This is a genomic window from Providencia sp. 2.29 (assembly GCF_015832305.1).
GTDB classification, from domain to species: domain Bacteria; phylum Pseudomonadota; class Gammaproteobacteria; order Enterobacterales; family Enterobacteriaceae; genus Providencia; species Providencia stuartii.
This window is the reverse complement of record NZ_CP065420.1, coordinates 4,339,634-4,360,146: the sequence shown is the minus strand read 5'-3', so window position 1 is coordinate 4,360,146 and position 20,513 is coordinate 4,339,634. Positions and strand designations below refer to the sequence as shown.

Sequence of the window (20,513 nt, the reverse complement as noted above, 5' to 3'; positions counted from 1 at the left end):
TAGTGGTGTTCTGCTGTAGATGTTTTAAGCTGAATGTAGCGAAAAAAGCAGCAAAATCGCAAAAAGTGCATAAAATGTGAGCAAGCGAACAAAAAATTAAAATTTTTTGTTGCAAGTCGCGCTCACTCTTCCTAGAATGCGCAGCACTTGATGCCGGCATAGCTCAGTTGGTAGAGCAACTGACTTGTAATCAGTAGGTCCCGAGTTCGACTCTTGGTGCCGGCACCAATTAACAATTTGGATAGGTGGGATACCCAAGCGGCCAAAGGGAGCAGACTGTAAATCTGCCGTCACAGACTTCGAAGGTTCGAATCCTTCTCCCACCACCATCTCCTGAAGAACTTTTCAAAAAAGTTTATTCAGGTTACATTTAGCAGCTGATAACTCAGGTAGCCGAGTTCATTGCGGGCATCGTATAATGGCTATTACCTCAGCCTTCCAAGCTGATGATGCGGGTTCGATTCCCGCTGCCCGCTCCAAGATGTGCTGATATAGCTCAGTTGGTAGAGCACACCCTTGGTAAGGGTGAGGTCGGCAGTTCGAATCTGCCTATCAGCACCACTTCCCTTATGTTCTCAATTATCTCCCTGATTTGTCTCCTGTAAAAAGCAAGCAAATAAATTTTAACTGCTTGGTTGATGTGGTGTAGCCACCGATTCCGTGTCTTAGAGGGACAATCTAATGTCTAAAGAAAAATTTGAACGTTCAAAACCGCACGTTAACGTTGGTACAATCGGCCACGTTGACCACGGTAAAACTACCCTGACAGCAGCAATCACTACTGTTCTGGCAAAAACTTACGGCGGTAGCGCTCGTGCATTCGATCAAATCGATAACGCACCAGAAGAAAAAGCGCGTGGTATCACCATCTCTACTTCTCACGTAGAGTACGATACACCAACTCGCCACTACGCACACGTAGACTGCCCAGGACACGCCGACTATGTTAAAAACATGATCACGGGTGCTGCTCAGATGGACGGTGCAATCCTAGTTGTTGCGGCAACAGATGGCCCAATGCCACAAACTCGTGAGCACATCCTGTTAGGTCGTCAGGTTGGCGTTCCTTACATCATCGTGTTCCTGAACAAATGTGACATGGTAGACGACGAAGAGCTGCTGGAACTGGTTGAAATGGAAGTTCGTGAACTTCTGTCTCAATACGATTTCCCAGGTGATGACACTCCAGTTATCCGTGGTTCAGCGCTGAAAGCGTTGGAAGGCAACCCAGAGTGGGAAGCGAAAATCGTTGAACTAGCAGAAGCACTGGACAGCTACATCCCAGAGCCAGAGCGTGCAATTGACAAGCCATTCCTGCTGCCAATCGAAGACGTATTCTCAATCTCAGGTCGTGGTACAGTAGTCACAGGCCGTGTTGAGCGTGGTATCATCAAAGTTGGTGAAGAAGTTGAAATCGTAGGTATCAAAGAGACTGCGAAAACCACTTGTACTGGCGTTGAAATGTTCCGTAAACTGCTGGACGAAGGCCGTGCAGGTGAGAACGTAGGTGTTCTGCTGCGTGGTACTAAGCGTGAAGAAATCGAACGTGGTCAAGTTCTGGCGAAACCAGGTTCAATCAAGCCACACACAACTTTCGAATCAGAAGTTTATATTCTGAGCAAAGATGAAGGTGGTCGTCACACGCCATTCTTCAAAGGTTACCGTCCACAGTTCTACTTCCGTACAACTGACGTAACAGGTACTATCGAACTGCCAGAAGGCGTAGAGATGGTAATGCCAGGCGACAACGTGAACATGAAAGTAACTCTGATTCACCCAATCGCGATGGACGATGGTTTGCGTTTCGCAATCCGTGAAGGTGGCCGTACAGTAGGTGCGGGTGTTGTTGCAAAAATCATTGCATAATAACAACCCACTGTAGTGAAAAGGGGCATCCATAGGGTGCCCTTTTGTATTTCTTATCTCCCTCATCTCCTATCTATTTACCGCGAAGAATTGTCTCTCAAGACATTATCAATCCTTGTGATATTTCTATTTATTTATTAAATTTCAATGCGTTAATTCGGTCACAAAATCAAGATTCAACATCAGTATTACCAATAAACTCAAACGAATTGTCTATTATTTAATCATCATAATGAAGATGAGGAGATGAGGCATGATTTCGTTCGCAGGTAAGGTTGGCATTATTACGGGAGGGAGTAGCGGTATTGGCCTAGCGGCTGCAGAAAAATTTTTATCATTAGGTGCGTCAGTTATCATTACGGGAAGTCATGCTGACCGTGGCCAGAGGGCACTCAATCGCTTGAAGAACAAAGAGGGCGCAATACAATTTTTTCAGATGGATGCAGCCAATGAAAAAGAGAATGATCGGTTAGTGGCGCATACAGTAAAGGAATACGGTTCGATTGATTTTTTATTTGCTAATGCAGGAATACTTGCCGATGACGTTGCCCACAAACTCGCTTATGAAAAATGGCAGCATGTCATTGATGTTAATCTCAATGGATTATTTTTGATTAATCGAGCTGTTATCGATTATTGGTTAAAAAACCAAAAAGAAGGAGCAATTGTTAACTGTGGCTCTATATGTTCGTTTGTGGGGCAACATCAATTTCCAGCATATTGCGCTTCAAAAGGTGGGATCAAACTGTTAACGCAAACATTGGCAATAAGTTATGCAATGCATAATATTCGAATTAATGCAGTTTGCCCTGGTTATATCGATACTCCATTATTGGATGGGCGCGATTTAGATAAACAAAAGTTAGCAGAGATGCATCCGATGAAAAGGATAGGCACACCTGAAGAGGTTGCTAATGTTGTTGCCTTTTTAGCTAGTGATGCAGCGTCATTTGTGACAGGAGCTGCCTATTTAGTGGATGGAGGTTTTACTGCTTAATGAAACGTTTTATGTAAATTGATCGTAACGATAATTGAAATGGTAATCATTTTTATTTAAACTACCTGTGTGTAATTTATGCAGGTAGTTGCTATGTATGTATGTCTCTGTGAAGCCGTAACGGATAAACAAATTAGAAGTGCGGTGCGCCAATATCATGTGACGTCATTAAAAGGGCTACGTCAAATCCTCCCTGTCGGTCGTGAATGCGGTAAGTGCATCAGGCAAACTCGTGAAATCTTAAATGATGAGTTAGCACTTGCCGAGCATATCTGTATTGCTGAAGTCGCTTAATCGAAATAATAATCATTTAACTCATTCATTAATAAGTAACTTTCATCTCAAATTCTCTATAGAAAATTACTCATTGTTAGCATTTCAGTACTACACTTTAAAGACTGGAAGCAATGGAGTATAAAAAATGAAAGGCGATAAAAAAATGATAGCCCATTTGAATAAGTTATTGGGCAATGAGTTAGTAGCAATCAATCAATACTTTTTGCATGCACGTATGTTTAAAAATTGGGGTTTAACACGTCTTAATGAGGTGGAATACCATGAATCGATTGATGAAATGAAACATGCAGATAAGTATATCGAACGTATCTTATTCCTTGAGGGGATACCTAACCTGCAAGACCTCGGTAAACTTAACATTGGTGAAGATGTTGAGGAGATGTTAGCTTCAGATCTTAAGCTGGAGCTTGATGGAGCTAAAAATCTAAAAGAAGCGATTAGTTACGCAGACTCAATTCATGATTACGTTAGTCGTGATCTGATGATTGAAATTTTAGCTGATGAAGAAAACCATATTGATTGGATAGAAACGCAGTTAGATTTAATCAAACGTATGGGTATTCAAAATTATACACAGGCGCAAATTATTGAAGAGGAGTAATGCTTTTTCGATTTATTTATGTGCTGTAATATCACGCCTCACTACAAAAAAGTAATAGTGAGGCGTTTTTTATTGAAAAGTGCTATAAGTAAAAAAGCAGAAAAATTCGCACATATTTTCTCCGATTACTTGCGTTTAAGATTCAGTTGCGTATAATGCGCGGGCTTACTGATTAGTAATCCCTAGTTTTTTAGGTCTTAAAGGTCAGTATTGAGTTCACGATTTGTAACTCATTTAGACAATACTCCCGATTTGGGGGTTACATCAAAGAACGATTACACTCCCCCATCAATCGAAATGGGTGCGAGGAGTAATTATTTACGTTTATAAAATAGTTGGAGCTCTGGTCTCATGCAGAACCAAAGAATCCGTATCCGCCTGAAAGCCTTTGATCATCGTTTAATTGATCAATCAACTGCGGAAATCGTAGAGACTGCTAAGCGCACTGGTGCGCAAGTTCGTGGTCCTATCCCGCTGCCGACACGTAAAGAGCGTTTTACCGTTCTGATTTCTCCGCACGTTAACAAAGATGCGCGTGATCAGTACGAAATTCGCACTCACAAACGTCTGGTTGACATCGTTGAGCCAACCGAGAAGACCGTTGATGCTCTGATGCGTCTGGACCTGGCTGCCGGCGTAGACGTGCAGATCAGCCTGGGTTAATCAGGTCGTCGAACGATTGAGAGGTTGAAACAATGATTGGTTTAGTCGGTAAAAAAGTGGGTATGACGCGTATCTTCACTGAAGATGGTGTTTCTATCCCTGTAACAGTTATCGAAATCGAAAATAACCGCGTTACTCAAGTTAAAACAGCAGAAACTGACGGTTATAATGCAATTCAGGTGACTACTGGTAGCAAAAAAGCGAACCGTGTATCTAAGCCTGAGGCAGGTCATTTCGCTAAAGCTGGCGTCGAAGCTGGCCGTATTCTACGTGAATTCCGTACTGAAGAAGGTGCTGAATTTAACGTAGGTCAAAGCATTAGCGTTGAAATTTTCGCTGACGTTAAAAAAGTCGACGTTACTGGTACATCTAAAGGTAAAGGCTTCGCTGGTACAGTTAAGCGTTGGAATTTCCGTACCCAAGATGCTACCCATGGTAACTCCTTGTCTCACCGTGTTCCGGGTTCTATCGGTCAGAACCAGACTCCGGGCAAAGTGTTCAAAGGCAAGAAAATGGCAGGCCAACTGGGTAATGAGCGTGTAACCGTTCAAAGCCTAGATGTAGTACGTGTTGACGCTGAGCGCAACCTGCTGCTGGTCAAAGGTGCTGTTCCAGGTGCAACTGGTAGCGACCTGATCGTAAAACCGGCTGTCAAGGCTTAACGTCGAGGAGATAGGAATGGAATTGGTAATGAAAGACGCGCAAAGCGCGCTGACTGTTTCCGAAACTACCTTCGGGCGTGATTTCAATGAAGCGCTTGTTCACCAAGTAGTTGTTGCGTATGCAGCTGGTGCTCGTCAAGGTACTCGTGCTCAGAAAACTCGTGCTGAAGTTTCTGGTTCAGGTAAAAAACCATGGCGTCAAAAAGGCACAGGCCGCGCACGTTCTGGTTCTATCAAGAGCCCAATTTGGCGCTCTGGTGGTGTTAGCTTCGCTGCTAAACCACAGGACCACAGTCAAAAAGTTAATAAGAAGATGTACCGCGGTGCTCTGAAAAGCATCCTGTCTGAACTGGTACGTCAAGATCGTCTGATCGTTGTCGAGAAGTTCTCTGTTGAAGCACCTAAAACTAAGTTGCTGGCACAGAAACTGAAAGATATGGCTCTGGAAGATGTACTGATCATCACTGCTGAATTAGATGAAAATCTGTTCTTAGCAGCACGTAACCTGTACAAGGTTGACGTTCGTGATGCAGCGGGTATCGACCCAGTTAGCTTAATCGCCTTCGACAAAGTGGTTATGACTGCTGATGCTGTGAAGCAAGTTGAGGAGATGCTGGCATGATCCGTGAAGAACGTCTGCTAAAAGTACTGCGCGCGCCGCACGTATCTGAAAAAGCTTCTACAGCGATGGAAAAAAGCAATACCATCGTTCTCAAAGTTGCGAAAGACGCGACTAAAGCAGAAATTAAAGCTGCTGTGCAGAAACTGTTTGAAGTCGAAGTTGAAGGTGTTAACACTTTGCTGGTTAAAGGCAAAACTAAACGCCACGGTCAGCGTTTTGGTCGTCGTAGCGACTGGAAAAAAGCTTACGTTACGCTGAAAGAAGGCCAGAATCTGGACTTCATTGGCGGCGCAGAGTAAGTCGGAGGAGTAAAGAACAATGGCAATTGTTAAATGTAAACCTACGTCTCCGGGCCGTCGCCACGTAGTTAAAGTGGTTAACCCTGAGCTGCATAAGGGCAAACCTTATGCTCCGCTGTTAGAAAAAAACAGCAAATCCGGTGGTCGTAACAACAATGGCCGTATCACCACTCGTCACATTGGTGGTGGCCATAAGCAACACTATCGTCTGGTTGACTTTAAACGCAACAAAGACGGTGTTCCTGCTGTTGTTGAGCGTTTGGAATATGATCCAAACCGTTCTGCGAACATTGCACTGGTTCTATATAAAGACGGTGAACGTCGTTATATTCTTGCGCCTAAAGGTTTGAAAGCTGGTGACCAGATCCAATCTGGCGTTGATTCAGCAATCAAAACTGGTAACGCACTGCCAATGCGCAACATCCCTGTTGGTTCTACAGTTCACAACATCGAACTGAAACCAGGTAAAGGTGGTCAGTTAGCGCGTTCAGCAGGTACTTATGCTCAGATCGTTGCACGTGATGGTGCTTATGTCACTCTGCGTCTGCGTTCTGGTGAAATGCGTAAAGTTCTGGCTGATTGCCGTGCAACTTTAGGTGAAGTTGGTAACGCTGAGCACATGTTACGTGTTCTGGGTAAAGCTGGTGCTAGCCGCTGGCGTGGTATTCGTCCTACCGTTCGTGGTACGGCGATGAACCCAGTCGATCACCCACATGGTGGTGGTGAGGGTCGTAACTTTGGTAAACACCCTGTAACACCTTGGGGCGTTCAAACCAAAGGTAAGAAAACTCGTAGCAACAAGCGTACTGATCAATTCATCGTACGTCATCGTTCTAAAAAATAATTAGAGGATAAACCATGCCACGTTCTCTCAAGAAAGGTCCTTTTATTGACCTGCACTTGCTGAAGAAGGTAGAGAAAGCGGTGGAAAGCGGAGACAAGAAGCCTCTTAAGACTTGGTCCCGTCGTTCAACGATCTTTCCTAATATGATCGGATTGACCATCGCTGTCCATAATGGTCGTCAGCATGTTCCAGTTTTTGTTACCGACGAAATGGTTGGTCATAAACTGGGTGAATTCGCACCGACTCGCACTTATCGCGGCCATGCGGCTGATAAGAAAGCTAAGAAACGTTAAGGATAGGAGGAAGAGATGGAAACTTTAGCTATGCATCGCCACGCTCGTTCTTCTGCCCAGAAGGTTCGCTTAGTTGCCGACCTGATTCGCGGTAAGAAAGTGTCGCAAGCTCTGGAAATTCTGACCTACACCAACAAGAAAGCTGCTGGTTTAGTGAAGAAAGTACTTGAATCTGCAATTGCTAACGCAGAGCAAAACGATGGCGCTGACATTGATGACCTGAAAGTTGCGAAAATTTTCGTTGACGAAGGTCCAACCATGAAACGCATCATGCCGCGTGCGAAAGGCCGTGCAGATCGTATTCTTAAGCGCACCAGCCACATTACTGTGGTTGTGTCCGATCGCTGAGACTCTGGAGACTAGCAATGGGTCAGAAAGTACATCCTAATGGTATTCGCCTGGGTATTGTCAAACCTTGGAACTCTACTTGGTACGCGAATACTAATGAATTCGCTGACAACCTAGACAGCGATTATAAAGTACGCCAGTACTTGAACAAAGAATTGGCAAAAGCGTCAATTTCACGCATCGTTATCGAGCGTCCTGCAAAAAGCATTCGTGTGACTATTCACACTGCTCGCCCAGGTATCGTTATCGGTAAGAAAGGTGAAGACGTAGAAAAACTGCGTAAAACAGTAGCGGATATCGCTGGTGTTCCTGCGCAAATCAATATCGCCGAAGTTCGTAAACCAGAACTGGACGCTAAATTGGTTGCTGACAGCATCGCTTCACAGCTGGAACGTCGTGTTATGTTCCGTCGTGCTATGAAACGCGCTGTACAAAACGCAATGCGTCTGGGCGCTAAAGGTATTAAAGTTGAAGTCAGCGGCCGTTTAGGCGGTGCTGAAATCGCTCGTACCGAGTGGTATCGTGAAGGCCGTGTGCCACTGCACACTCTACGTGCTGATATCGATTACAACACTTCAGAAGCGCACACCACTTACGGTGTTCTCGGCGTTAAGGTATGGATCTTCAAAGGTGAGATTCTGGGTGGTATGGCTGCTGTTGAACAAGCTGAAAAACCAGCTGCTCAACCTAAAAAGCAGCAGCGTAAAGGCCGCAAGTAAGGAGAGTCGCTGATGTTACAACCAAAGCGTACAAAATTCCGTAAAGTGCACAAAGGCCGCAACCGTGGTCTGGCACAAGGTACGGATGTTAGCTTCGGCACTTTCGGTCTTAAAGCTGTGGGCCGTGGTCGTCTGACTGCTCGTCAGATCGAAGCGGCACGTCGTGCTATGACCCGTGCAGTTAAGCGTCAAGGTAAAATCTGGATCCGTGTGTTCCCAGACAAGCCAATTACTGAGAAGCCACTCGAAGTTCGTATGGGTAAAGGTAAAGGTAACGTAGAATATTGGGTTGCCTTGATCCAGCCTGGTAAAGTCCTGTATGAAATGGACGGTGTGCCTGAAGAGCTGGCTCGTGAAGCATTCTCTCTGGCAGCAGCGAAACTGCCTATCAAAACCACCTTTGTAACTAAGACGGTGATGTAATGAAAGCACAAGAGCTGCGCGAAAAAAGCGTTGAAGAGCTGAACGCTGAACTTTTGAACCTGTTACGTGAACAATTCAACTTACGTATGCAGGCTGCAAGTGGTCAGCTGCAACAGTCTCATCTGTTGAAACAAGTGCGTCGCGATATCGCACGTGTGAAGACTTTACTGACTGAGAAGGCAGGTGCGTAATGAGCGATAAAATCCGTACTCTGCAAGGTCGTGTAGTTAGCGATAAAATGGAGAAATCTATTGTTGTTGCTATCGAGCGTATGGTGAAGCACCCTCTGTATGGTAAATTCATCCGTCGTACGACTAAATTGCACGTACATGACGAGAACAATGAATGTGGAATCGGTGACGTGGTAGAAATCCGCCAAACTCGTCCACTGTCTAAGACTAAGTCTTGGGCCTTAGTTCGCGTTGTTGAAAAAGCTGTTTTATAATATAGAATAGCCTTTTCTAATAAATAAACGGCTCTTTTTTACTGAGCCGTTTATTTTTTTCTGTCCATAACGAAGATGTGGTGTTATAATGCCGCGCCCTCGTATTGTGGGTTATATTGAACGGTCTCTTCAATAATGAAGTGGCTCAGTAGTAGTTGACATTTAGCGGAGCACTAAAATGATCCAAGAACAGACTATGCTGAACGTGGCCGACAACTCCGGTGCACGTCGCGTAATGTGTATCAAGGTTCTAGGTGGCTCGCACCGTCGCTATGCAGGCGTCGGCGACATCATTAAAATTACTGTTAAAGAAGCAATTCCACGCGGTAAAGTGAAAAAAGGTGATGTCCTGAAGGCGGTAGTGGTGCGCACCAAGAAGGGTGTACGTCGCCCGGACGGTTCTGTCATTCGCTTCGATAGTAATGCATGCGTTATTCTAAACAATAACAGCGAGCAAGTAGTCGGTACGCGTATTTTTGGGCCGGTAACTCGTGAACTTCGTACAGAGAAGTTTATGAAAATTATCTCACTGGCACCTGAAGTACTCTAAGGAGCGGAACTATGGCAGCGAAAATCCGTCGTGATGACGAAGTTATCGTGCTGACTGGTAAAGATAAAGGTAAGCGCGGTAAAGTAAAACAGGTTATTTCTTCTGGTAAAGTTATCGTTGAAGGTATCAATCTGGTTAAAAAACATCAGAAGCCAGTTCCGGCTCTGAATCAACCAGGTGGCATCGTTGAAAAAGAAGCGGCAATTCACGTTTCTAACGTTGCAATCTTTAACGCGGCAACTGGTAAGGCTGACCGTGTAGGCTTTAGATTCGAAGACGGCAAAAAAGTCCGTTTCTTCAAATCTAACAGTGAAACTATCAAGTAATTTTTGGAGTATACGATGGCGAAACTGCATGATTACTATAAAGACGAAGTAACTAAAAAACTGATGGCTCAGTTTGGTTACAATTCTGTCATGCAAGTCCCTCGGGTCGAGAAGATCACCCTGAATATGGGTGTTGGTGAAGCGATTGCTGATAAAAAACTGCTGGACAATGCAGCAGCTGACTTGGCAGCAATCTCTGGTCAAAAACCATTGATCACCAAAGCACGCAAATCTGTTGCAGGCTTCAAAATCCGTCAGGGCTATCCAATCGGCTGTAAAGTAACCCTGCGTGGCGAACGCATGTGGGAGTTCCTTGAGCGACTGATTTCTATTGCTGTACCACGTATTCGTGACTTCCGTGGCTTGTCCGCTAAGTCATTTGATGGTCGCGGTAACTACAGCATGGGCGTACGTGAACAAATCATCTTCCCTGAAATCGATTACGATAAAGTGGATCGTGTGCGTGGTTTAGATATTACTATCACCACAACTGCGAAATCAGATGACGAAGGTCGCGCACTGTTAGCAGCGTTCAACTTCCCGTTCCGCAAGTAAGGCAGGGTACTCATGGCTAAGAAATCTATGAAAGCGCGTGATGTTAAGCGTGCTAAATTAGCTGAGAAGTTTTTCGCAAAACGCGTTGAACTGAAAGCTATCATCTCTGATGTAAACGCATCTGATGAAGATCGCTGGGACGCTGTTCTCAAGCTGCAAACACTGCCACGTGATTCAAGTCCTTCTCGTCAGCGTAACCGCTGCCGTCAAACTGGGCGTCCGCACGGTTTCCTGCGGAAATTTGGTCTGAGCCGTATTAAAGTCCGTGAAGCCGCTATGCGCGGTGAAATCCCGGGCCTTAAAAAGGCTAGTTGGTAATTGTCACCATATTGAATCACGGGAGTAAAGACAGATGAGCATGCAAGATCCCATCGCGGATATGCTGACCCGTATCCGTAACGGTCAGGCCGCGAACAAAGTTGCGGTCACCATGCCTTCCTCCAAGCTGAAAGTGGCGATTGCCAAAGTGCTGAAGGAAGAAGGTTATATTGAAGATTTTAAAATTGAAGGCGACACTAAGCCAGAATTGGAACTGACTCTGCGTTATTTCCAAGGTAAGGCTGTAGTAGAAAGCATTCAGCGTGTAAGCCGCCCAAGTCTGCGCATCTATAAGAAAAAAGATGAGCTGCCACAAGTTATGGCTGGCTTAGGTATCGCTGTTATTTCTACCTCTAAAGGTGTCATGACTGATCGTGCAGCTCGCCAAGCTGGTCTTGGTGGCGAGATTCTCTGCTACGTAGCTTAATTCGGGAGGAAAGAATGTCTCGTGTGGCAAAAGCACCCGTCGTCATTCCTGCCGGCGTAGAGGTAAAACTCAACGGTCAGGTTATTTCGATTAAGGGTAAAAACGGCGAGCTTACTCGTACTATCCATAATGCAGTTGAAGTTAAACATGAAGATGGCCGCTTAACTTTCGCACCGCGCGAAGGTTTCGCTGATGCTTGGGCACAGGCGGGTACTTCTCGTTCTCTGCTTAACTCAATGGTTATTGGTGTTACTGAAGGCTTCACTAAAAAACTTCAACTAGTCGGTGTTGGTTACCGTGCGGCAGTTAAAGGCAACGCTGTTAGCTTGTCTCTAGGTTTTTCGCATCCGGTTGAACACGCACTGCCAGCAGGCATTACTGCAGAATGCCCAACACAAACTGAAATCGTACTGAAAGGTGCGGATAAGCAAGTGATTGGTCAAGTCGCGGCAGAACTGCGTGCTTACCGTCGTCCTGAGCCTTACAAAGGCAAGGGTGTTCGTTACGCCGATGAAATCGTGCGTACTAAAGAGGCTAAGAAGAAGTAAGGTAACACTATGGATAAGAAAGCAGCTCGTATCCGTCGTGCGACCCGCGCACGCCGCAAGATCCAAGAGTTGGGTGCGACACGCCTGGTGGTACACCGTACTCCACGCCATATTTATGCGCAGGTTATCGCTCCAAACGGTTCTGAAACTTTGGTGGCCGCTTCTACTACAGAAAAAGCTATCAATGAGCAAGTGAAATTCACTGGAAACAAAGACGCAGCAGCAGTTGTTGGTAAAATTATTGCTGAACGCGCATTGGAAAAAGGCATCACTACTGTTGCTTTTGACCGTTCTGGTTTCCAATATCATGGTAGAGTCCAGGCACTGGCAGAAGCTGCCCGTGAAGCTGGCCTTCAGTTCTAAGGTAGAGGTGTAAGATGGCTCACATCGAGAAACAAGCTGGCGAACTGCAGGAAAAGCTGATCGCGGTAAACCGCGTAGCAAAAACCGTTAAAGGTGGCCGTATTTTCAGCTTTACAGCACTGACAGTAGTTGGTGATGGTAACGGTCGCGTTGGTTTTGGCTACGGCAAAGCGCGCGAAGTTCCGGCAGCAATCCAGAAAGCGATGGAAAAAGCCCGTCGCAGCATGAAAACCGTTGCTCTAAACAACGGCACTTTGTTCCACCCTGTGAAAGGTACACACACCGGTTCTCGCGTGTTTATGCAACCTGCTCACGAAGGTACTGGTATCATCGCCGGTGGTGCAATGCGTGCTGTTTTAGAAGTAGCTGGAGTTCGCAACGTACTGGCTAAAACCTATGGTTCCACAAACCCAATCAACGTGGTTCGTGCAACACTGGATGCTTTAGACAGCATGAAGTCTCCAGAAATGGTCGCAGCTAAGCGTGGAAAATCCGTCGAAGAAATTCTGGGGTAATCAGCCATGGCTAAGACTATTAAAATTACACAAGTTCGCAGTTCAATCGGTCGCCTGCCTAAGCATAAGGCAACTTTGATCGGTTTAGGTCTGCGTCGCATTGGTCATACAGTAGAACGTGAGGACACTCCTGCTGTTCGCGGTATGGTCAACTTGGTTTCCTACATGGTTAAAGTTGAGGAGTAAGAGATGCGTTTAAATACTCTGTCTCCGGCTGAAGGTGCCAAGCACGCGCCTAAGCGCTTAGGTCGTGGTATCGGTTCTGGTCTGGGTAAAACCGGCGGACGTGGTCACAAAGGTCAGAAATCTCGTTCTGGCGGTGGCGTACGTCGTGGTTTCGAAGGCGGCCAGATGCCTTTATACCGTCGTCTACCAAAATTTGGTTTTACTTCACGTAAAGCAATGATCACTGCAGAAGTTCGTCTGTCTGATTTTGCTGCTGTTGAAGGCGATGTTATTGATCTGAACGCACTAAAAGCCGCGAATGTTGTTGGCATCCAGATTGAATATGCGAAAGTTATTCTTTCTGGCGAAGTGAATCGTGCAGTAACTGTACGTGGCCTTCGTGTTACTAAAGGTGCTCGCGCTGCGATTGAAGCTGCCGGCGGTAAAATTGAGGAATAAGTGACAGATGGCTAAACAACCAGGATTAGATTTTCAAAGTGCCAAAGGTGGTGTTGGTGAGCTGAAACGCAGACTTTTGTTTGTTATAGGTGCACTGATTGTTTTCCGTATTGGTTCTTTTATTCCAATCCCTGGTATTGATGCCACTGTGCTTGCCAAATTGCTCGAACAGCAACAAGGCACCATCATTGATATGTTTAACATGTTCTCTGGTGGTGCTCTTAGCCGAGCTTCTATCTTTGCTTTGGGTATTATGCCGTATATTTCGGCATCTATTATTATCCAATTATTGTCAGTGGTTAACCCACGACTAGCAGAGATTAAGAAAGAAGGTGAAGCAGGTCGTCGGAAGATAAGCCAATATACTCGTTGGGGTACTTTGGTGTTAGCAATATTCCAATCTGTGGGTATTGCAATGGGTCTTCCGAATATGCCAGGGATGCAAGGGCTAGTTATTGATCCGGGTCTCCCGTTCTACTTCACGGCTGTTGTTAGCTTAGTTACAGGAACCATGTTCCTTATGTGGCTAGGTGAGCAGATAACGGAAAGAGGTATTGGTAACGGTATCTCAATCATTATCTTCGCTGGTATCGTTGCGGGTCTACCGCCGGCCATTGGCCATACTATCGAGCAAGCTCGGCAAGGCGATCTGCACTTCCTCCTGTTGCTGTTGGTTGCAGTGCTCGTATTCGCGGTAACTTTCTTTGTTGTATTCATGGAGCGTGGTCAACGTAGAATCGTTGTTAACTACGCGAAACGCCAACAAGGACGCCGTGTTTATGCGGCACAAAGCACACATTTACCATTAAAAGTGAATATGGCGGGTGTAATTCCTGCAATTTTTGCTTCCAGTATCATACTGTTCCCGGGTACAATAGCATCTTGGTTCGGTGATGGAACTGGCTGGGACTGGCTGACAACTCTTTCTATGTTCTTGCAGCCTGGTCAACCGTTCTATGTGTTGCTTTATGCTTCTGCGATCATCTTCTTCTGTTTCTTCTATACGGCGTTGGTTTTCAACCCAAGAGAAACAGCAGATAACCTGAAGAAGTCCGGTGCATTTGTACCAGGAATTCGTCCGGGAGAGCAAACGGCCAAGTACATTGATAAGGTAATGACTCGCCTGACTTTAGTCGGTGCACTTTATATTACCTTCATCTGCCTAATCCCGGAGTTCATGCGTGACGCAATGAAAGTACCTTTTTACTTTGGTGGTACTTCTCTATTAATCGTAGTTGTCGTTATCATGGACTTTATGGCTCAAGTGCAAACTCTAATGATGTCAAGTCAATATGAGTCTGCATTGAAGAAAGCAAATCTAAAAGGTAAGTAATCGCTTAGTGTGATTATGGTTTGCTTTAGAAGTTACGGAGAGTAAAAATGAAAGTTCGTGCTTCCGTCAAGAAATTATGCCGTAACTGTAAAATTATCCGTCGCAATGGTAGCGTTCGTGTAATTTGCAGTGTTGAGCCAAGACATAAACAACGTCAAGGTTAAGAAAAAGCATTTTTTTCTTGCAAAGTTGGGTTGAGCTGGCTAAATTAGCCAGCCAATCTTTTTTATCGAGATACATTATTGTTTGAGTATCCTGAAAACGGGCTTTTCAGCACAATAATGTATATTTTAACTTAGGAGTGCATAGTGGCCCGTATAGCAGGCATTAACATTCCTGATCATAAACATACCGTGATCGCTTTAACATCGATTTTCGGAATCGGCAAAACTCGTTCACAGGCTATCTGTGAAGCGACTGGAATTGCTGAAAATGTTAAGATCAGTGAGCTGTCTGAAGAACAAATCGACAAGCTGCGTGACGAAGTTGCCAAGTATGTGGTAGAAGGTGACTTACGTCGTGAAATTACCCTGAGCATCAAGCGTCTGATGGACCTTGGATGTTACCGTGGTTTACGTCATCGTCGTGGTCTACCTGTGCGCGGTCAGCGTACTAAGACTAACGCTCGTACCCGTAAGGGTCCGCGTAAGCCGATCAAGAAATAAGTCGGGGTATTGAATAATGGCAAAAGCACCAATTCGTGCACGTAAGCGTGTAAGAAAGCAAGTCTCAGACGGTGTGGCTCATATCCATGCTTCTTTCAACAACACAATCGTTACTATTACTGATCGTCAGGGTAACGCATTAGGTTGGGCAACTGCCGGTGGTTCCGGTTTCCGTGGTTCTCGCAAATCCACTCCGTTTGCAGCTCAGGTTGCAGCAGAGCGTTGCGCAGAAGCCGTGAAAGAATACGGTATCAAGAACCTGGAAGTTATGGTTAAGGGACCGGGTCCGGGTCGCGAATCAACAATTCGTGCTCTGAACGCCGCAGGTTTCCGCATCACAAATATTACTGATGTGACTCCTATCCCTCATAACGGTTGTCGCCCACCGAAAAAACGTCGCGTTTAATACGTTTCGTTTTTAGGACTGTTGGAGAAAGAAAATGGCTAGATATTTGGGTCCTAAGCTCAAGCTGAGCCGTCGCGAAGGAACAGACCTCTTCCTGAAGTCTGGTGTTCGCGCGATTGACACCAAGTGTAAATTAGAACAGGCACCTGGCCAGCACGGAGCGCGTAAACCGCGTCTGTCTGACTACGGTGTTCAGTTACGTGAAAAACAAAAAGTTCGTCGTATTTACGGTGTTCTGGAACGTCAATTCCGTAACTATTATAAAGAAGCAACACGTCTGAAAGGCAACACAGGTGAAAACCTGTTGACTCTGCTGGAAGGCCGTCTTGATAACGTCGTTTACCGTATGGGCTTTGGCGCAACTCGCGCAGAAGCACGTCAAATGGTTAGCCACAAAGCTATCATGGTAAATGGTCGAGTAGTTAATATCGCTTCTTATCAGGTTTCCCCGAATGACGTTATCAGCGTTCGTGAGAAAGCGAAAAAACAGTCTCGTATTAAGGCTGCTTTAGAGCTGGCTGAACAGCGTGAGAAGCCAACTTGGCTGGAAGTTGATGCTGCTAAAATGGAAGGTGTGTTCAAACGTATTCCTGAACGTACTGACCTGTCTGCGGACATTAACGAACACCTGATCGTCGAGCTTTACTCTAAGTAAAGCTTAGCACCAAAGAGAGGACACAATGCAGGGTTCTGTGACAGAGTTTCTAAAACCGCGCCTGGTAGATATCGAGCAAGTGAGTTCGACGCACGCCAAGGTGACCCTTGAGCCTTTAGAGCGTGGCTTCGGTCATACTCTTGGTAACGCACTGCGCCGTATTCTGCTTTCGTCTATGCCGGGTTGTGCGGTGACAGAGGTTGAGATTGATGGTGTACTGCATGAGTACAGCACCAAAGAAGGTGTACAGGAAGATATCCTGGAGATTCTCCTCAACCTGAAAGGGCTGGCGGTAAAAGTTCAGGGTAAAGATGAAGTTATTTTAACCTTGAATAAATCTGGCATTGGCCCTGTGACTGCAGCCGACATCGTCCATGATGGCGATGTCGAAATCGTCAAGCCGCAGCACGTTATCTGCCACCTGACTGACGAAAGCGCATCTATTAACATGCGAATTAAAGTTCAGCGTGGTCGTGGTTATGTGCCGGCTTCTGCCCGAGTACATTCGGAAGAAGATGAGCGCCCAATCGGTCGTCTGTTAGTCGATGCTTGCTATAGCCCTGTAGAGCGTATTGCCTACAATGTTGAAGCAGCTCGTGTTGAACAACGTACTGACTTGGATAAGTTAGTTATCGAAATGGAAACAAACGGTACAATCGATCCTGAAGAGGCGATTCGCCGTGCAGCGACTATTCTGGCTGAACAACTTGAAGCTTTTGTTGACTTACGTGATGTTCGTCAGCCTGAAGTTAAAGAAGAGAAACCAGAGTTCGATCCTATCTTATTGCGCCCAGTTGACGATCTGGAATTGACTGTCCGCTCTGCTAACTGCCTTAAAGCAGAAGCTATCCACTACATCGGTGATCTGGTTCAGCGTACAGAAGTTGAGTTGCTTAAAACGCCTAACCTTGGTAAGAAATCTCTTACTGAAATTAAGGACGTCTTGGCATCTCGTGGTCTTTCTCTGGGCATGCGCTTAGAAAATTGGCCACCAGCAAGTATTGCTGATGATTAAGATCACAGGTTAAGGTTTTACTGAGAAGGATAAGGTCATGCGCCATCGTAAGAGTGGTCGTCAATTGAACCGCAACAGCAGCCACCGCCAAGCTATGTTCCGTAACATGGCAGGTTCTTTAGTTCGTCATGAAATCATCAAGACGACTCTGCCTAAAGCGAAAGAACTGCGTCGCGTCGTTGAGCCGCTGATTACTCTTGCCAAGACCGACAGCGTAGCTAATCGTCGTCTGGCATTCGCCCGTACTCGTGATAACGAGATCGTGGCAAAATTGTTTAATGAATTGGGACCTCGCTTTGCAGCTCGTGCGGGCGGTTACACTCGTATTCTTAAGTGTGGCTTCCGTACTGGTGACAATGCTCCGATGGCTTACATCGAGCTTGTTGACCGTGCTGTTGAGTCTCAAGAAGCAGCAGCAGAGTAATCTGTCTGCTATCAAAAAAACCGGGTATATTTGCCCGGTTTTTTTGTACCTGCTATTCTATCCTTTCTCTAAGCTTCATTGACTTGATTTATTCTATTTTGACCCTATTTAGAGTGGAGTTCCCATGACTATGTATAAAATTGGGCAAATTGCGCGTCTCGCCGATGTCACACCAGACACGATTCGTTTTTATGAAAAACAAGGTTTGATGGGGCATAAACTGAGGACAGAAGGTGGCTATAGGTTGTATACTGAGCAGGATTTGCAACGGCTTCGGTTTATCCGTTATGCTAAGCAACTCGGCTTCACCTTAGAAGCTATCACTGAGTTATTATCAATACGTGTTGATCCTGAGCATCATACATGCCAAGAATCGAAGCAAATTGTTGATTTACGCTTGTTTGAAGTTGAAAAAAAGATACAAGAACTTATTATTATGCGTGATTCACTGAAAATGCTCAGCTCAGCTTGTTGTGGTGAAGAGCATGCGTCGACATATTGCTCGATAATGGAAATACTTGAGAAAGGCGCATCGAAAGTTTATTAATCGAAAATTTACTTTAAATTCATTTTTAAAAGAAGGTATATCATGAGTCGATATCAACATAAACGTGGTCAAATTAAAGATAATGCGATCGAAGCATTGTTACATGATCCGCTATTTAGACAAAGAGTAGAGAAAAACAAGAAAGGGAAAGGAAGTTATAACCGTAAAGCAAAACATGGTAAAGGTAATAACTGGGAGGCCAGTGGTAATCAGTTTTTTAACTTATTACCACTGGTTTTCTAGTATCACTTTTTATTTTGTTCTTTTAATAAATCACGAATTTCTGATAATAACACTTCTTCTTTACTTGGCGCCGGTGGTGCTTCAGGCTCTGCTTCTTTTTCACGACGAACTTTGTTCATTACTTTAATTGCCATAAAAATAGCAAATGCGACGATAACAAAGTCAAATACAGTCTGTATAAACATACCATAATTAAGCACTACAGCAGGAATATCCCCTTCGGCGGCTCTTAGTACGACGCTAAATTGTTTAAAGTCAACTCCACCAATTAATAGACCCAATGGCGGCATAATGACATCGGCGACTAATGAAGAAACAATTTTACCGAATGCAGCACCAATAATGATACCGACAGCCATATCGACAACATTGCCCTTCATCGCAAATTCGCGAAACTCTTTTAAAAAACTCATTCTACCCCCTAATTGAAAACTATTTGTGACAAAATAAATATTTAGTTAACAAATTATAGTATCTACTTTAATTAAGCTGCAAATAAGATTGTCGTTTTATTTTGATAATTATAGAAAGAAGGGGCTTGGTTGGAATAATTTCTCAACATCAGGAACATATTTCTTATCGGTAATGAACATAATGACATGGTCTCCTTGTTCGATTATATGATAATCACTGGCAATAATGACTTCATCTTCTCTAACTAAAGCACCAATAATGGTTCCTGGCGGGAGTTTTATATCTGAAATCTTTTTACCAACAACTTTAGAGGTATTTTCATCGCCATGAGCAATTGCTTCAATTGCTTCAGCAACACCTCGTCTTAATGAAGAAACACTGACAATATCGGCTTTCCTAACATGACTTAATAATGCTGAAATCGTCGCCTGTTGCGGTGACACTGCAATGTCAATAACACCACCTTGAACTAATTCAACATAAGCAGTTCTTTGAATGAGCACCATAGCTTTTTTGGCCCCCATTTTTTTCGCTAACATGGCTGACATTATGTTTGCTTCATCATCATTTGTTAGAGCAATAAAGACGTCCATCTGTTCAATATGCTCTTCTGTAAGTAACTCTTGGTCGGAAGCATCGCCATAAAATACAATTGTGTCATGCAGCAATTCAGCGAGTTCAGTTGCTCTTTGTTGATTTCGCTCGATAAGTTTTACACTGTAATCTTTTTCTAGCCTTTTCGCTAAACCAGCACCGACATTACCCCCACCCACGATCATGAGGCGTTTGTATGGCTTTTCTAAGCGCTGCAATTCACTCATCACTGCTCGAATGTGTTGAGTTGAAGCCACGAAAAAGACTTCATCACCAGCTTCGATGATTGTTGAACCTTGAGGCCGAATCGGACGATCTTGACGAAAAATGGCAACAACTCTGGCATCAATATGTGGCATGTGCTCGCGTAAACTGGAAAGGGCATTACCCACTAATGAACCACCATAGTAGGCTTTAACCGCAACAATACTGACTTTCCCTTCAGCAAAATTGACGACTTGGAGTGCACCAGGGTATTGGATTAATTTATAGATATAATCAATAACCAATTGTTCTGGGGAAATCAGGTAATCAATAGGGATTTGTTCAGGCAAAAATAACTTGTCTGCTTCACGGATATATTCAGTCGCCCTAATACGTGCAATTTTATTTGGTGTATTAAAAAGGCTATAGGCGATTTGGCACGCGATCATATTCGTTTCATCAGAATTGGTGACGGCAACCAACATGTCTGCATCTTCTGCCCCCGCATCACGTAGTACGCGTGGATGTGACCCATGGCCGTTTACAACTCGGAGATCAAATTGATCTTGCAATTGGCGCAAGCGATCAGCGTTAGTGTCAACGACAGTAATATCATTGTTTTCATCCACTAGATTCTCAGCGAGGGTTCCGCCAACTTGTCCAGCACCTAAAATAATGATTTTCATTGAATATTCCTATCTCAGACAA

36 protein-coding genes and 4 tRNA genes are annotated in these 20,513 nt (G+C 44.8%); 38 read left to right on the top strand and 2 right to left on the bottom strand.

The genetic code is table 11. The features are described from left to right. The first annotated feature begins 152 nt into the window (after positions 1 to 152). The 38 genes from I3B46_RS20790 (at position 153) to I3B46_RS20605 (ending at position 18,593) form a co-directional block, all read left to right on the top strand. Positions 153 to 228 (top strand) — tRNA-Thr (locus tag I3B46_RS20790). A gap of 16 nt (positions 229 to 244) precedes the next feature. After that, a tRNA-Tyr gene (locus I3B46_RS20785) sits at positions 245 to 329 on the top strand. Positions 330 to 404: 75 nt separating this feature from the next. Continuing rightward, positions 405 to 479, top strand: a tRNA-Gly gene (locus I3B46_RS20780). Between the two features lie 6 nt (positions 480 to 485). Beyond that, positions 486 to 561: transfer RNA gene (locus I3B46_RS20775), tRNA-Thr, on the top strand. A gap of 120 nt (positions 562 to 681) precedes the next feature. Next, entirely contained in the window at positions 682 to 1,866 is a 1,185-nt protein-coding gene (tuf, locus tag I3B46_RS20770) for an elongation factor Tu (RefSeq protein ID WP_036942149.1), read from the top strand. Between the two features lie 253 nt (positions 1,867 to 2,119). Beyond that, positions 2,120 to 2,863, top strand: coding sequence for an SDR family NAD(P)-dependent oxidoreductase (locus tag I3B46_RS20765; RefSeq protein ID WP_060560799.1), 744 nt, complete (start codon positions 2,120 to 2,122; stop codon positions 2,861 to 2,863). Positions 2,864 to 2,956: 93 nt separating this feature from the next. Next, a complete protein-coding gene (gene bfd / locus I3B46_RS20760; protein ID WP_014657269.1) occupies positions 2,957 to 3,157 on the top strand; it encodes a bacterioferritin-associated ferredoxin in 201 nt (66 codons plus the stop codon). Between the two features lie 127 nt (positions 3,158 to 3,284). Further along, positions 3,285 to 3,761, top strand: a complete 477-nt coding sequence (gene bfr / locus I3B46_RS20755) for a bacterioferritin (protein WP_036942589.1) — start codon at positions 3,285 to 3,287, stop codon at positions 3,759 to 3,761. Positions 3,762 to 4,112: 351 nt separating this feature from the next. Continuing rightward, positions 4,113 to 4,424 (top strand): 30S ribosomal protein S10, encoded by a 312-nt coding sequence (gene rpsJ / locus I3B46_RS20750; protein ID WP_001181005.1) that lies wholly within the window; start codon positions 4,113 to 4,115, stop codon positions 4,422 to 4,424. A gap of 32 nt (positions 4,425 to 4,456) precedes the next feature. Beyond that, a complete protein-coding gene (gene rplC, locus I3B46_RS20745; protein WP_004926461.1) occupies positions 4,457 to 5,086 on the top strand; it encodes a 50S ribosomal protein L3 in 630 nt (209 codons plus the stop codon). Positions 5,087 to 5,102: 16 nt separating this feature from the next. After that, positions 5,103 to 5,708 carry a 50S ribosomal protein L4 gene (rplD, locus tag I3B46_RS20740; RefSeq protein ID WP_004926458.1) on the top strand — a complete coding sequence of 202 codons (606 nt, stop codon included), beginning with the start codon at positions 5,103 to 5,105 and terminating at the stop codon, positions 5,706 to 5,708. Continuing rightward, positions 5,705 to 6,007 (top strand): 50S ribosomal protein L23, encoded by a 303-nt coding sequence (rplW, locus tag I3B46_RS20735; protein WP_004926456.1) that lies wholly within the window; start codon positions 5,705 to 5,707, stop codon positions 6,005 to 6,007. The genes rplD and rplW overlap by 4 nt, the downstream gene beginning before the upstream one ends. A gap of 19 nt (positions 6,008 to 6,026) precedes the next feature. Next, positions 6,027 to 6,851 carry a 50S ribosomal protein L2 gene (gene rplB, locus I3B46_RS20730; RefSeq protein ID WP_004926454.1) on the top strand — a complete coding sequence of 275 codons (825 nt, stop codon included), beginning with the start codon at positions 6,027 to 6,029 and terminating at the stop codon, positions 6,849 to 6,851. Between the two features lie 14 nt (positions 6,852 to 6,865). Then, positions 6,866 to 7,144, top strand: a complete 279-nt coding sequence (gene rpsS / locus I3B46_RS20725; protein ID WP_004265426.1) for a 30S ribosomal protein S19 — start codon at positions 6,866 to 6,868, stop codon at positions 7,142 to 7,144. Positions 7,145 to 7,159: 15 nt separating this feature from the next. Beyond that, positions 7,160 to 7,492, top strand: coding sequence for a 50S ribosomal protein L22 (gene rplV / locus I3B46_RS20720; protein WP_004265430.1), 333 nt, complete (start codon positions 7,160 to 7,162; stop codon positions 7,490 to 7,492). A 17-nt stretch (positions 7,493 to 7,509) separates the two neighbouring features. Next, positions 7,510 to 8,211 (top strand): 30S ribosomal protein S3, encoded by a 702-nt coding sequence (gene rpsC / locus I3B46_RS20715; RefSeq protein ID WP_004926451.1) that lies wholly within the window; start codon positions 7,510 to 7,512, stop codon positions 8,209 to 8,211. A 12-nt stretch (positions 8,212 to 8,223) separates the two neighbouring features. Further along, the gene (gene rplP / locus I3B46_RS20710; protein WP_004926449.1) at positions 8,224 to 8,634 is read left to right on the top strand and encodes a 50S ribosomal protein L16; all 411 of its coding nucleotides are present in this window, start codon (positions 8,224 to 8,226) and stop codon (positions 8,632 to 8,634) included. Then, positions 8,634 to 8,825: a 50S ribosomal protein L29 gene (gene rpmC, locus I3B46_RS20705; protein WP_004265442.1), complete on the top strand. Its 192-nt coding sequence runs from the start codon at positions 8,634 to 8,636 to the stop codon at positions 8,823 to 8,825. The genes rplP and rpmC overlap by 1 nt, the downstream gene beginning before the upstream one ends. Continuing rightward, on the top strand, positions 8,825 to 9,079 hold the full coding sequence (rpsQ, locus tag I3B46_RS20700) for a 30S ribosomal protein S17 (protein WP_004265446.1): 255 nt from the start codon (positions 8,825 to 8,827) through the stop codon (positions 9,077 to 9,079). The genes rpmC and rpsQ overlap by 1 nt, the downstream gene beginning before the upstream one ends. A 178-nt stretch (positions 9,080 to 9,257) precedes the next feature. Continuing rightward, on the top strand, positions 9,258 to 9,629 hold the full coding sequence (gene rplN / locus I3B46_RS20695) for a 50S ribosomal protein L14 (RefSeq protein WP_004926446.1): 372 nt from the start codon (positions 9,258 to 9,260) through the stop codon (positions 9,627 to 9,629). Positions 9,630 to 9,640: 11 nt separating this feature from the next. Further along, a complete protein-coding gene (rplX, locus tag I3B46_RS20690) occupies positions 9,641 to 9,955 on the top strand; it encodes a 50S ribosomal protein L24 (RefSeq protein ID WP_004926444.1) in 315 nt (104 codons plus the stop codon). Between the two features lie 15 nt (positions 9,956 to 9,970). Then, entirely contained in the window at positions 9,971 to 10,510 is a 540-nt protein-coding gene (gene rplE / locus I3B46_RS20685) for a 50S ribosomal protein L5 (RefSeq protein WP_004926441.1), read from the top strand. 12 nt (positions 10,511 to 10,522) lie between these two features. Next, a complete protein-coding gene (gene rpsN, locus I3B46_RS20680; protein WP_004926440.1) occupies positions 10,523 to 10,828 on the top strand; it encodes a 30S ribosomal protein S14 in 306 nt (101 codons plus the stop codon). Between the two features lie 34 nt (positions 10,829 to 10,862). Next, positions 10,863 to 11,255 carry a 30S ribosomal protein S8 gene (rpsH, locus tag I3B46_RS20675; protein ID WP_004926438.1) on the top strand — a complete coding sequence of 131 codons (393 nt, stop codon included), beginning with the start codon at positions 10,863 to 10,865 and terminating at the stop codon, positions 11,253 to 11,255. A gap of 14 nt (positions 11,256 to 11,269) precedes the next feature. Then, positions 11,270 to 11,803 (top strand): 50S ribosomal protein L6, encoded by a 534-nt coding sequence (gene rplF, locus I3B46_RS20670; protein ID WP_060560798.1) that lies wholly within the window; start codon positions 11,270 to 11,272, stop codon positions 11,801 to 11,803. A gap of 9 nt (positions 11,804 to 11,812) precedes the next feature. Further along, entirely contained in the window at positions 11,813 to 12,166 is a 354-nt protein-coding gene (gene rplR, locus I3B46_RS20665; RefSeq protein ID WP_004926434.1) for a 50S ribosomal protein L18, read from the top strand. 14 nt (positions 12,167 to 12,180) lie between these two features. Next, the gene (gene rpsE, locus I3B46_RS20660) at positions 12,181 to 12,681 is read left to right on the top strand and encodes a 30S ribosomal protein S5 (protein ID WP_004265471.1); all 501 of its coding nucleotides are present in this window, start codon (positions 12,181 to 12,183) and stop codon (positions 12,679 to 12,681) included. A gap of 6 nt (positions 12,682 to 12,687) precedes the next feature. Then, on the top strand, positions 12,688 to 12,867 hold the full coding sequence (rpmD, locus tag I3B46_RS20655) for a 50S ribosomal protein L30 (protein ID WP_004926432.1): 180 nt from the start codon (positions 12,688 to 12,690) through the stop codon (positions 12,865 to 12,867). Between the two features lie 3 nt (positions 12,868 to 12,870). Then, positions 12,871 to 13,305, top strand: a complete 435-nt coding sequence (gene rplO / locus I3B46_RS20650) for a 50S ribosomal protein L15 (protein WP_004926430.1) — start codon at positions 12,871 to 12,873, stop codon at positions 13,303 to 13,305. 7 nt (positions 13,306 to 13,312) lie between these two features. Continuing rightward, entirely contained in the window at positions 13,313 to 14,638 is a 1,326-nt protein-coding gene (gene secY / locus I3B46_RS20645) for a preprotein translocase subunit SecY (RefSeq protein ID WP_004926428.1), read from the top strand. Positions 14,639 to 14,685: 47 nt separating this feature from the next. After that, complete coding sequence (gene rpmJ, locus I3B46_RS20640; RefSeq protein ID WP_004265484.1) at positions 14,686 to 14,802, top strand: 50S ribosomal protein L36; 117 nt, start codon at positions 14,686 to 14,688, stop codon at positions 14,800 to 14,802. Between the two features lie 144 nt (positions 14,803 to 14,946). Continuing rightward, complete coding sequence (rpsM, locus tag I3B46_RS20635) at positions 14,947 to 15,303, top strand: 30S ribosomal protein S13 (RefSeq protein WP_004907144.1); 357 nt, start codon at positions 14,947 to 14,949, stop codon at positions 15,301 to 15,303. Positions 15,304 to 15,319: 16 nt separating this feature from the next. Next, a complete protein-coding gene (gene rpsK / locus I3B46_RS20630) occupies positions 15,320 to 15,709 on the top strand; it encodes a 30S ribosomal protein S11 (protein ID WP_002919257.1) in 390 nt (129 codons plus the stop codon). A 34-nt stretch (positions 15,710 to 15,743) separates the two neighbouring features. Continuing rightward, a complete protein-coding gene (gene rpsD / locus I3B46_RS20625) occupies positions 15,744 to 16,364 on the top strand; it encodes a 30S ribosomal protein S4 (RefSeq protein ID WP_004265487.1) in 621 nt (206 codons plus the stop codon). A 25-nt stretch (positions 16,365 to 16,389) separates the two neighbouring features. Further along, complete coding sequence (locus I3B46_RS20620; RefSeq protein ID WP_004926425.1) at positions 16,390 to 17,379, top strand: DNA-directed RNA polymerase subunit alpha; 990 nt, start codon at positions 16,390 to 16,392, stop codon at positions 17,377 to 17,379. 37 nt (positions 17,380 to 17,416) lie between these two features. Then, on the top strand, positions 17,417 to 17,803 hold the full coding sequence (gene rplQ, locus I3B46_RS20615; protein WP_014657271.1) for a 50S ribosomal protein L17: 387 nt from the start codon (positions 17,417 to 17,419) through the stop codon (positions 17,801 to 17,803). A 130-nt stretch (positions 17,804 to 17,933) separates the two neighbouring features. Continuing rightward, positions 17,934 to 18,350, top strand: a complete 417-nt coding sequence (gene zntR / locus I3B46_RS20610; RefSeq protein ID WP_014657272.1) for a Zn(2+)-responsive transcriptional regulator — start codon at positions 17,934 to 17,936, stop codon at positions 18,348 to 18,350. A gap of 42 nt (positions 18,351 to 18,392) precedes the next feature. Next, on the top strand, positions 18,393 to 18,593 hold the full coding sequence (locus I3B46_RS20605; protein WP_004926423.1) for an alternative ribosome-rescue factor A: 201 nt from the start codon (positions 18,393 to 18,395) through the stop codon (positions 18,591 to 18,593). Positions 18,594 to 18,595: 2 nt separating this feature from the next. Here I3B46_RS20605 and mscL read toward each other — a convergent pair whose 3' ends face one another. Then, positions 18,596 to 19,006 carry a large-conductance mechanosensitive channel protein MscL gene (mscL, locus tag I3B46_RS20600; RefSeq protein WP_004926421.1) on the bottom strand — a complete coding sequence of 137 codons (411 nt, stop codon included), beginning with the start codon at positions 19,004 to 19,006 and terminating at the stop codon, positions 18,596 to 18,598. A 108-nt stretch (positions 19,007 to 19,114) separates the two neighbouring features. Beyond that, on the bottom strand, positions 19,115 to 20,491 hold the full coding sequence (gene trkA / locus I3B46_RS20595) for a Trk system potassium transporter TrkA (protein ID WP_004926419.1): 1,377 nt from the start codon (positions 20,489 to 20,491) through the stop codon (positions 19,115 to 19,117). Positions 20,492 to 20,513 lie beyond the last annotated feature (22 nt).

What these genes read in the sequence shown, in the direction of transcription:
- tuf (WP_036942149.1), top strand. Translation starts at nt 682, where the DNA reads ATGTCTAAAGAAAAATTTGAACGTTCAAAACCGCACGTTAACGTTGGT.
- I3B46_RS20765 (WP_060560799.1), top strand. Translation starts at nt 2,120, where the DNA reads ATGATTTCGTTCGCAGGTAAGGTTGGCATTATTACGGGAGGGAGTAGC.
- bfd (WP_014657269.1), top strand. Translation starts at nt 2,957, where the DNA reads ATGTATGTATGTCTCTGTGAAGCCGTAACGGATAAACAAATTAGAAGT.
- bfr (WP_036942589.1), top strand. Translation starts at nt 3,285, where the DNA reads ATGAAAGGCGATAAAAAAATGATAGCCCATTTGAATAAGTTATTGGGC.
- rpsJ (WP_001181005.1), top strand. Translation starts at nt 4,113, where the DNA reads ATGCAGAACCAAAGAATCCGTATCCGCCTGAAAGCCTTTGATCATCGT.
- rplC (WP_004926461.1), top strand. Translation starts at nt 4,457, where the DNA reads ATGATTGGTTTAGTCGGTAAAAAAGTGGGTATGACGCGTATCTTCACT.
- rplD (WP_004926458.1), top strand. Translation starts at nt 5,103, where the DNA reads ATGGAATTGGTAATGAAAGACGCGCAAAGCGCGCTGACTGTTTCCGAA.
- rplW (WP_004926456.1), top strand. Translation starts at nt 5,705, where the DNA reads ATGATCCGTGAAGAACGTCTGCTAAAAGTACTGCGCGCGCCGCACGTA.
- rplB (WP_004926454.1), top strand. Translation starts at nt 6,027, where the DNA reads ATGGCAATTGTTAAATGTAAACCTACGTCTCCGGGCCGTCGCCACGTA.
- rpsS (WP_004265426.1), top strand. Translation starts at nt 6,866, where the DNA reads ATGCCACGTTCTCTCAAGAAAGGTCCTTTTATTGACCTGCACTTGCTG.
- rplV (WP_004265430.1), top strand. Translation starts at nt 7,160, where the DNA reads ATGGAAACTTTAGCTATGCATCGCCACGCTCGTTCTTCTGCCCAGAAG.
- rpsC (WP_004926451.1), top strand. Translation starts at nt 7,510, where the DNA reads ATGGGTCAGAAAGTACATCCTAATGGTATTCGCCTGGGTATTGTCAAA.
- rplP (WP_004926449.1), top strand. Translation starts at nt 8,224, where the DNA reads ATGTTACAACCAAAGCGTACAAAATTCCGTAAAGTGCACAAAGGCCGC.
- rpmC (WP_004265442.1), top strand. Translation starts at nt 8,634, where the DNA reads ATGAAAGCACAAGAGCTGCGCGAAAAAAGCGTTGAAGAGCTGAACGCT.
- rpsQ (WP_004265446.1), top strand. Translation starts at nt 8,825, where the DNA reads ATGAGCGATAAAATCCGTACTCTGCAAGGTCGTGTAGTTAGCGATAAA.
- rplN (WP_004926446.1), top strand. Translation starts at nt 9,258, where the DNA reads ATGATCCAAGAACAGACTATGCTGAACGTGGCCGACAACTCCGGTGCA.
- rplX (WP_004926444.1), top strand. Translation starts at nt 9,641, where the DNA reads ATGGCAGCGAAAATCCGTCGTGATGACGAAGTTATCGTGCTGACTGGT.
- rplE (WP_004926441.1), top strand. Translation starts at nt 9,971, where the DNA reads ATGGCGAAACTGCATGATTACTATAAAGACGAAGTAACTAAAAAACTG.
- rpsN (WP_004926440.1), top strand. Translation starts at nt 10,523, where the DNA reads ATGGCTAAGAAATCTATGAAAGCGCGTGATGTTAAGCGTGCTAAATTA.
- rpsH (WP_004926438.1), top strand. Translation starts at nt 10,863, where the DNA reads ATGAGCATGCAAGATCCCATCGCGGATATGCTGACCCGTATCCGTAAC.
- rplF (WP_060560798.1), top strand. Translation starts at nt 11,270, where the DNA reads ATGTCTCGTGTGGCAAAAGCACCCGTCGTCATTCCTGCCGGCGTAGAG.
- rplR (WP_004926434.1), top strand. Translation starts at nt 11,813, where the DNA reads ATGGATAAGAAAGCAGCTCGTATCCGTCGTGCGACCCGCGCACGCCGC.
- rpsE (WP_004265471.1), top strand. Translation starts at nt 12,181, where the DNA reads ATGGCTCACATCGAGAAACAAGCTGGCGAACTGCAGGAAAAGCTGATC.
- rpmD (WP_004926432.1), top strand. Translation starts at nt 12,688, where the DNA reads ATGGCTAAGACTATTAAAATTACACAAGTTCGCAGTTCAATCGGTCGC.
- rplO (WP_004926430.1), top strand. Translation starts at nt 12,871, where the DNA reads ATGCGTTTAAATACTCTGTCTCCGGCTGAAGGTGCCAAGCACGCGCCT.
- secY (WP_004926428.1), top strand. Translation starts at nt 13,313, where the DNA reads ATGGCTAAACAACCAGGATTAGATTTTCAAAGTGCCAAAGGTGGTGTT.
- rpmJ (WP_004265484.1), top strand. Translation starts at nt 14,686, where the DNA reads ATGAAAGTTCGTGCTTCCGTCAAGAAATTATGCCGTAACTGTAAAATT.
- rpsK (WP_002919257.1), top strand. Translation starts at nt 15,320, where the DNA reads ATGGCAAAAGCACCAATTCGTGCACGTAAGCGTGTAAGAAAGCAAGTC.
- rpsD (WP_004265487.1), top strand. Translation starts at nt 15,744, where the DNA reads ATGGCTAGATATTTGGGTCCTAAGCTCAAGCTGAGCCGTCGCGAAGGA.
- I3B46_RS20620 (WP_004926425.1), top strand. Translation starts at nt 16,390, where the DNA reads ATGCAGGGTTCTGTGACAGAGTTTCTAAAACCGCGCCTGGTAGATATC.
- rplQ (WP_014657271.1), top strand. Translation starts at nt 17,417, where the DNA reads ATGCGCCATCGTAAGAGTGGTCGTCAATTGAACCGCAACAGCAGCCAC.
- zntR (WP_014657272.1), top strand. Translation starts at nt 17,934, where the DNA reads ATGTATAAAATTGGGCAAATTGCGCGTCTCGCCGATGTCACACCAGAC.
- I3B46_RS20605 (WP_004926423.1), top strand. Translation starts at nt 18,393, where the DNA reads ATGAGTCGATATCAACATAAACGTGGTCAAATTAAAGATAATGCGATC.
- mscL (WP_004926421.1), bottom strand. Translation starts at nt 19,006, where the DNA reads ATGAGTTTTTTAAAAGAGTTTCGCGAATTTGCGATGAAGGGCAATGTT.
- trkA (WP_004926419.1), bottom strand. Translation starts at nt 20,491, where the DNA reads ATGAAAATCATTATTTTAGGTGCTGGACAAGTTGGCGGAACCCTCGCT.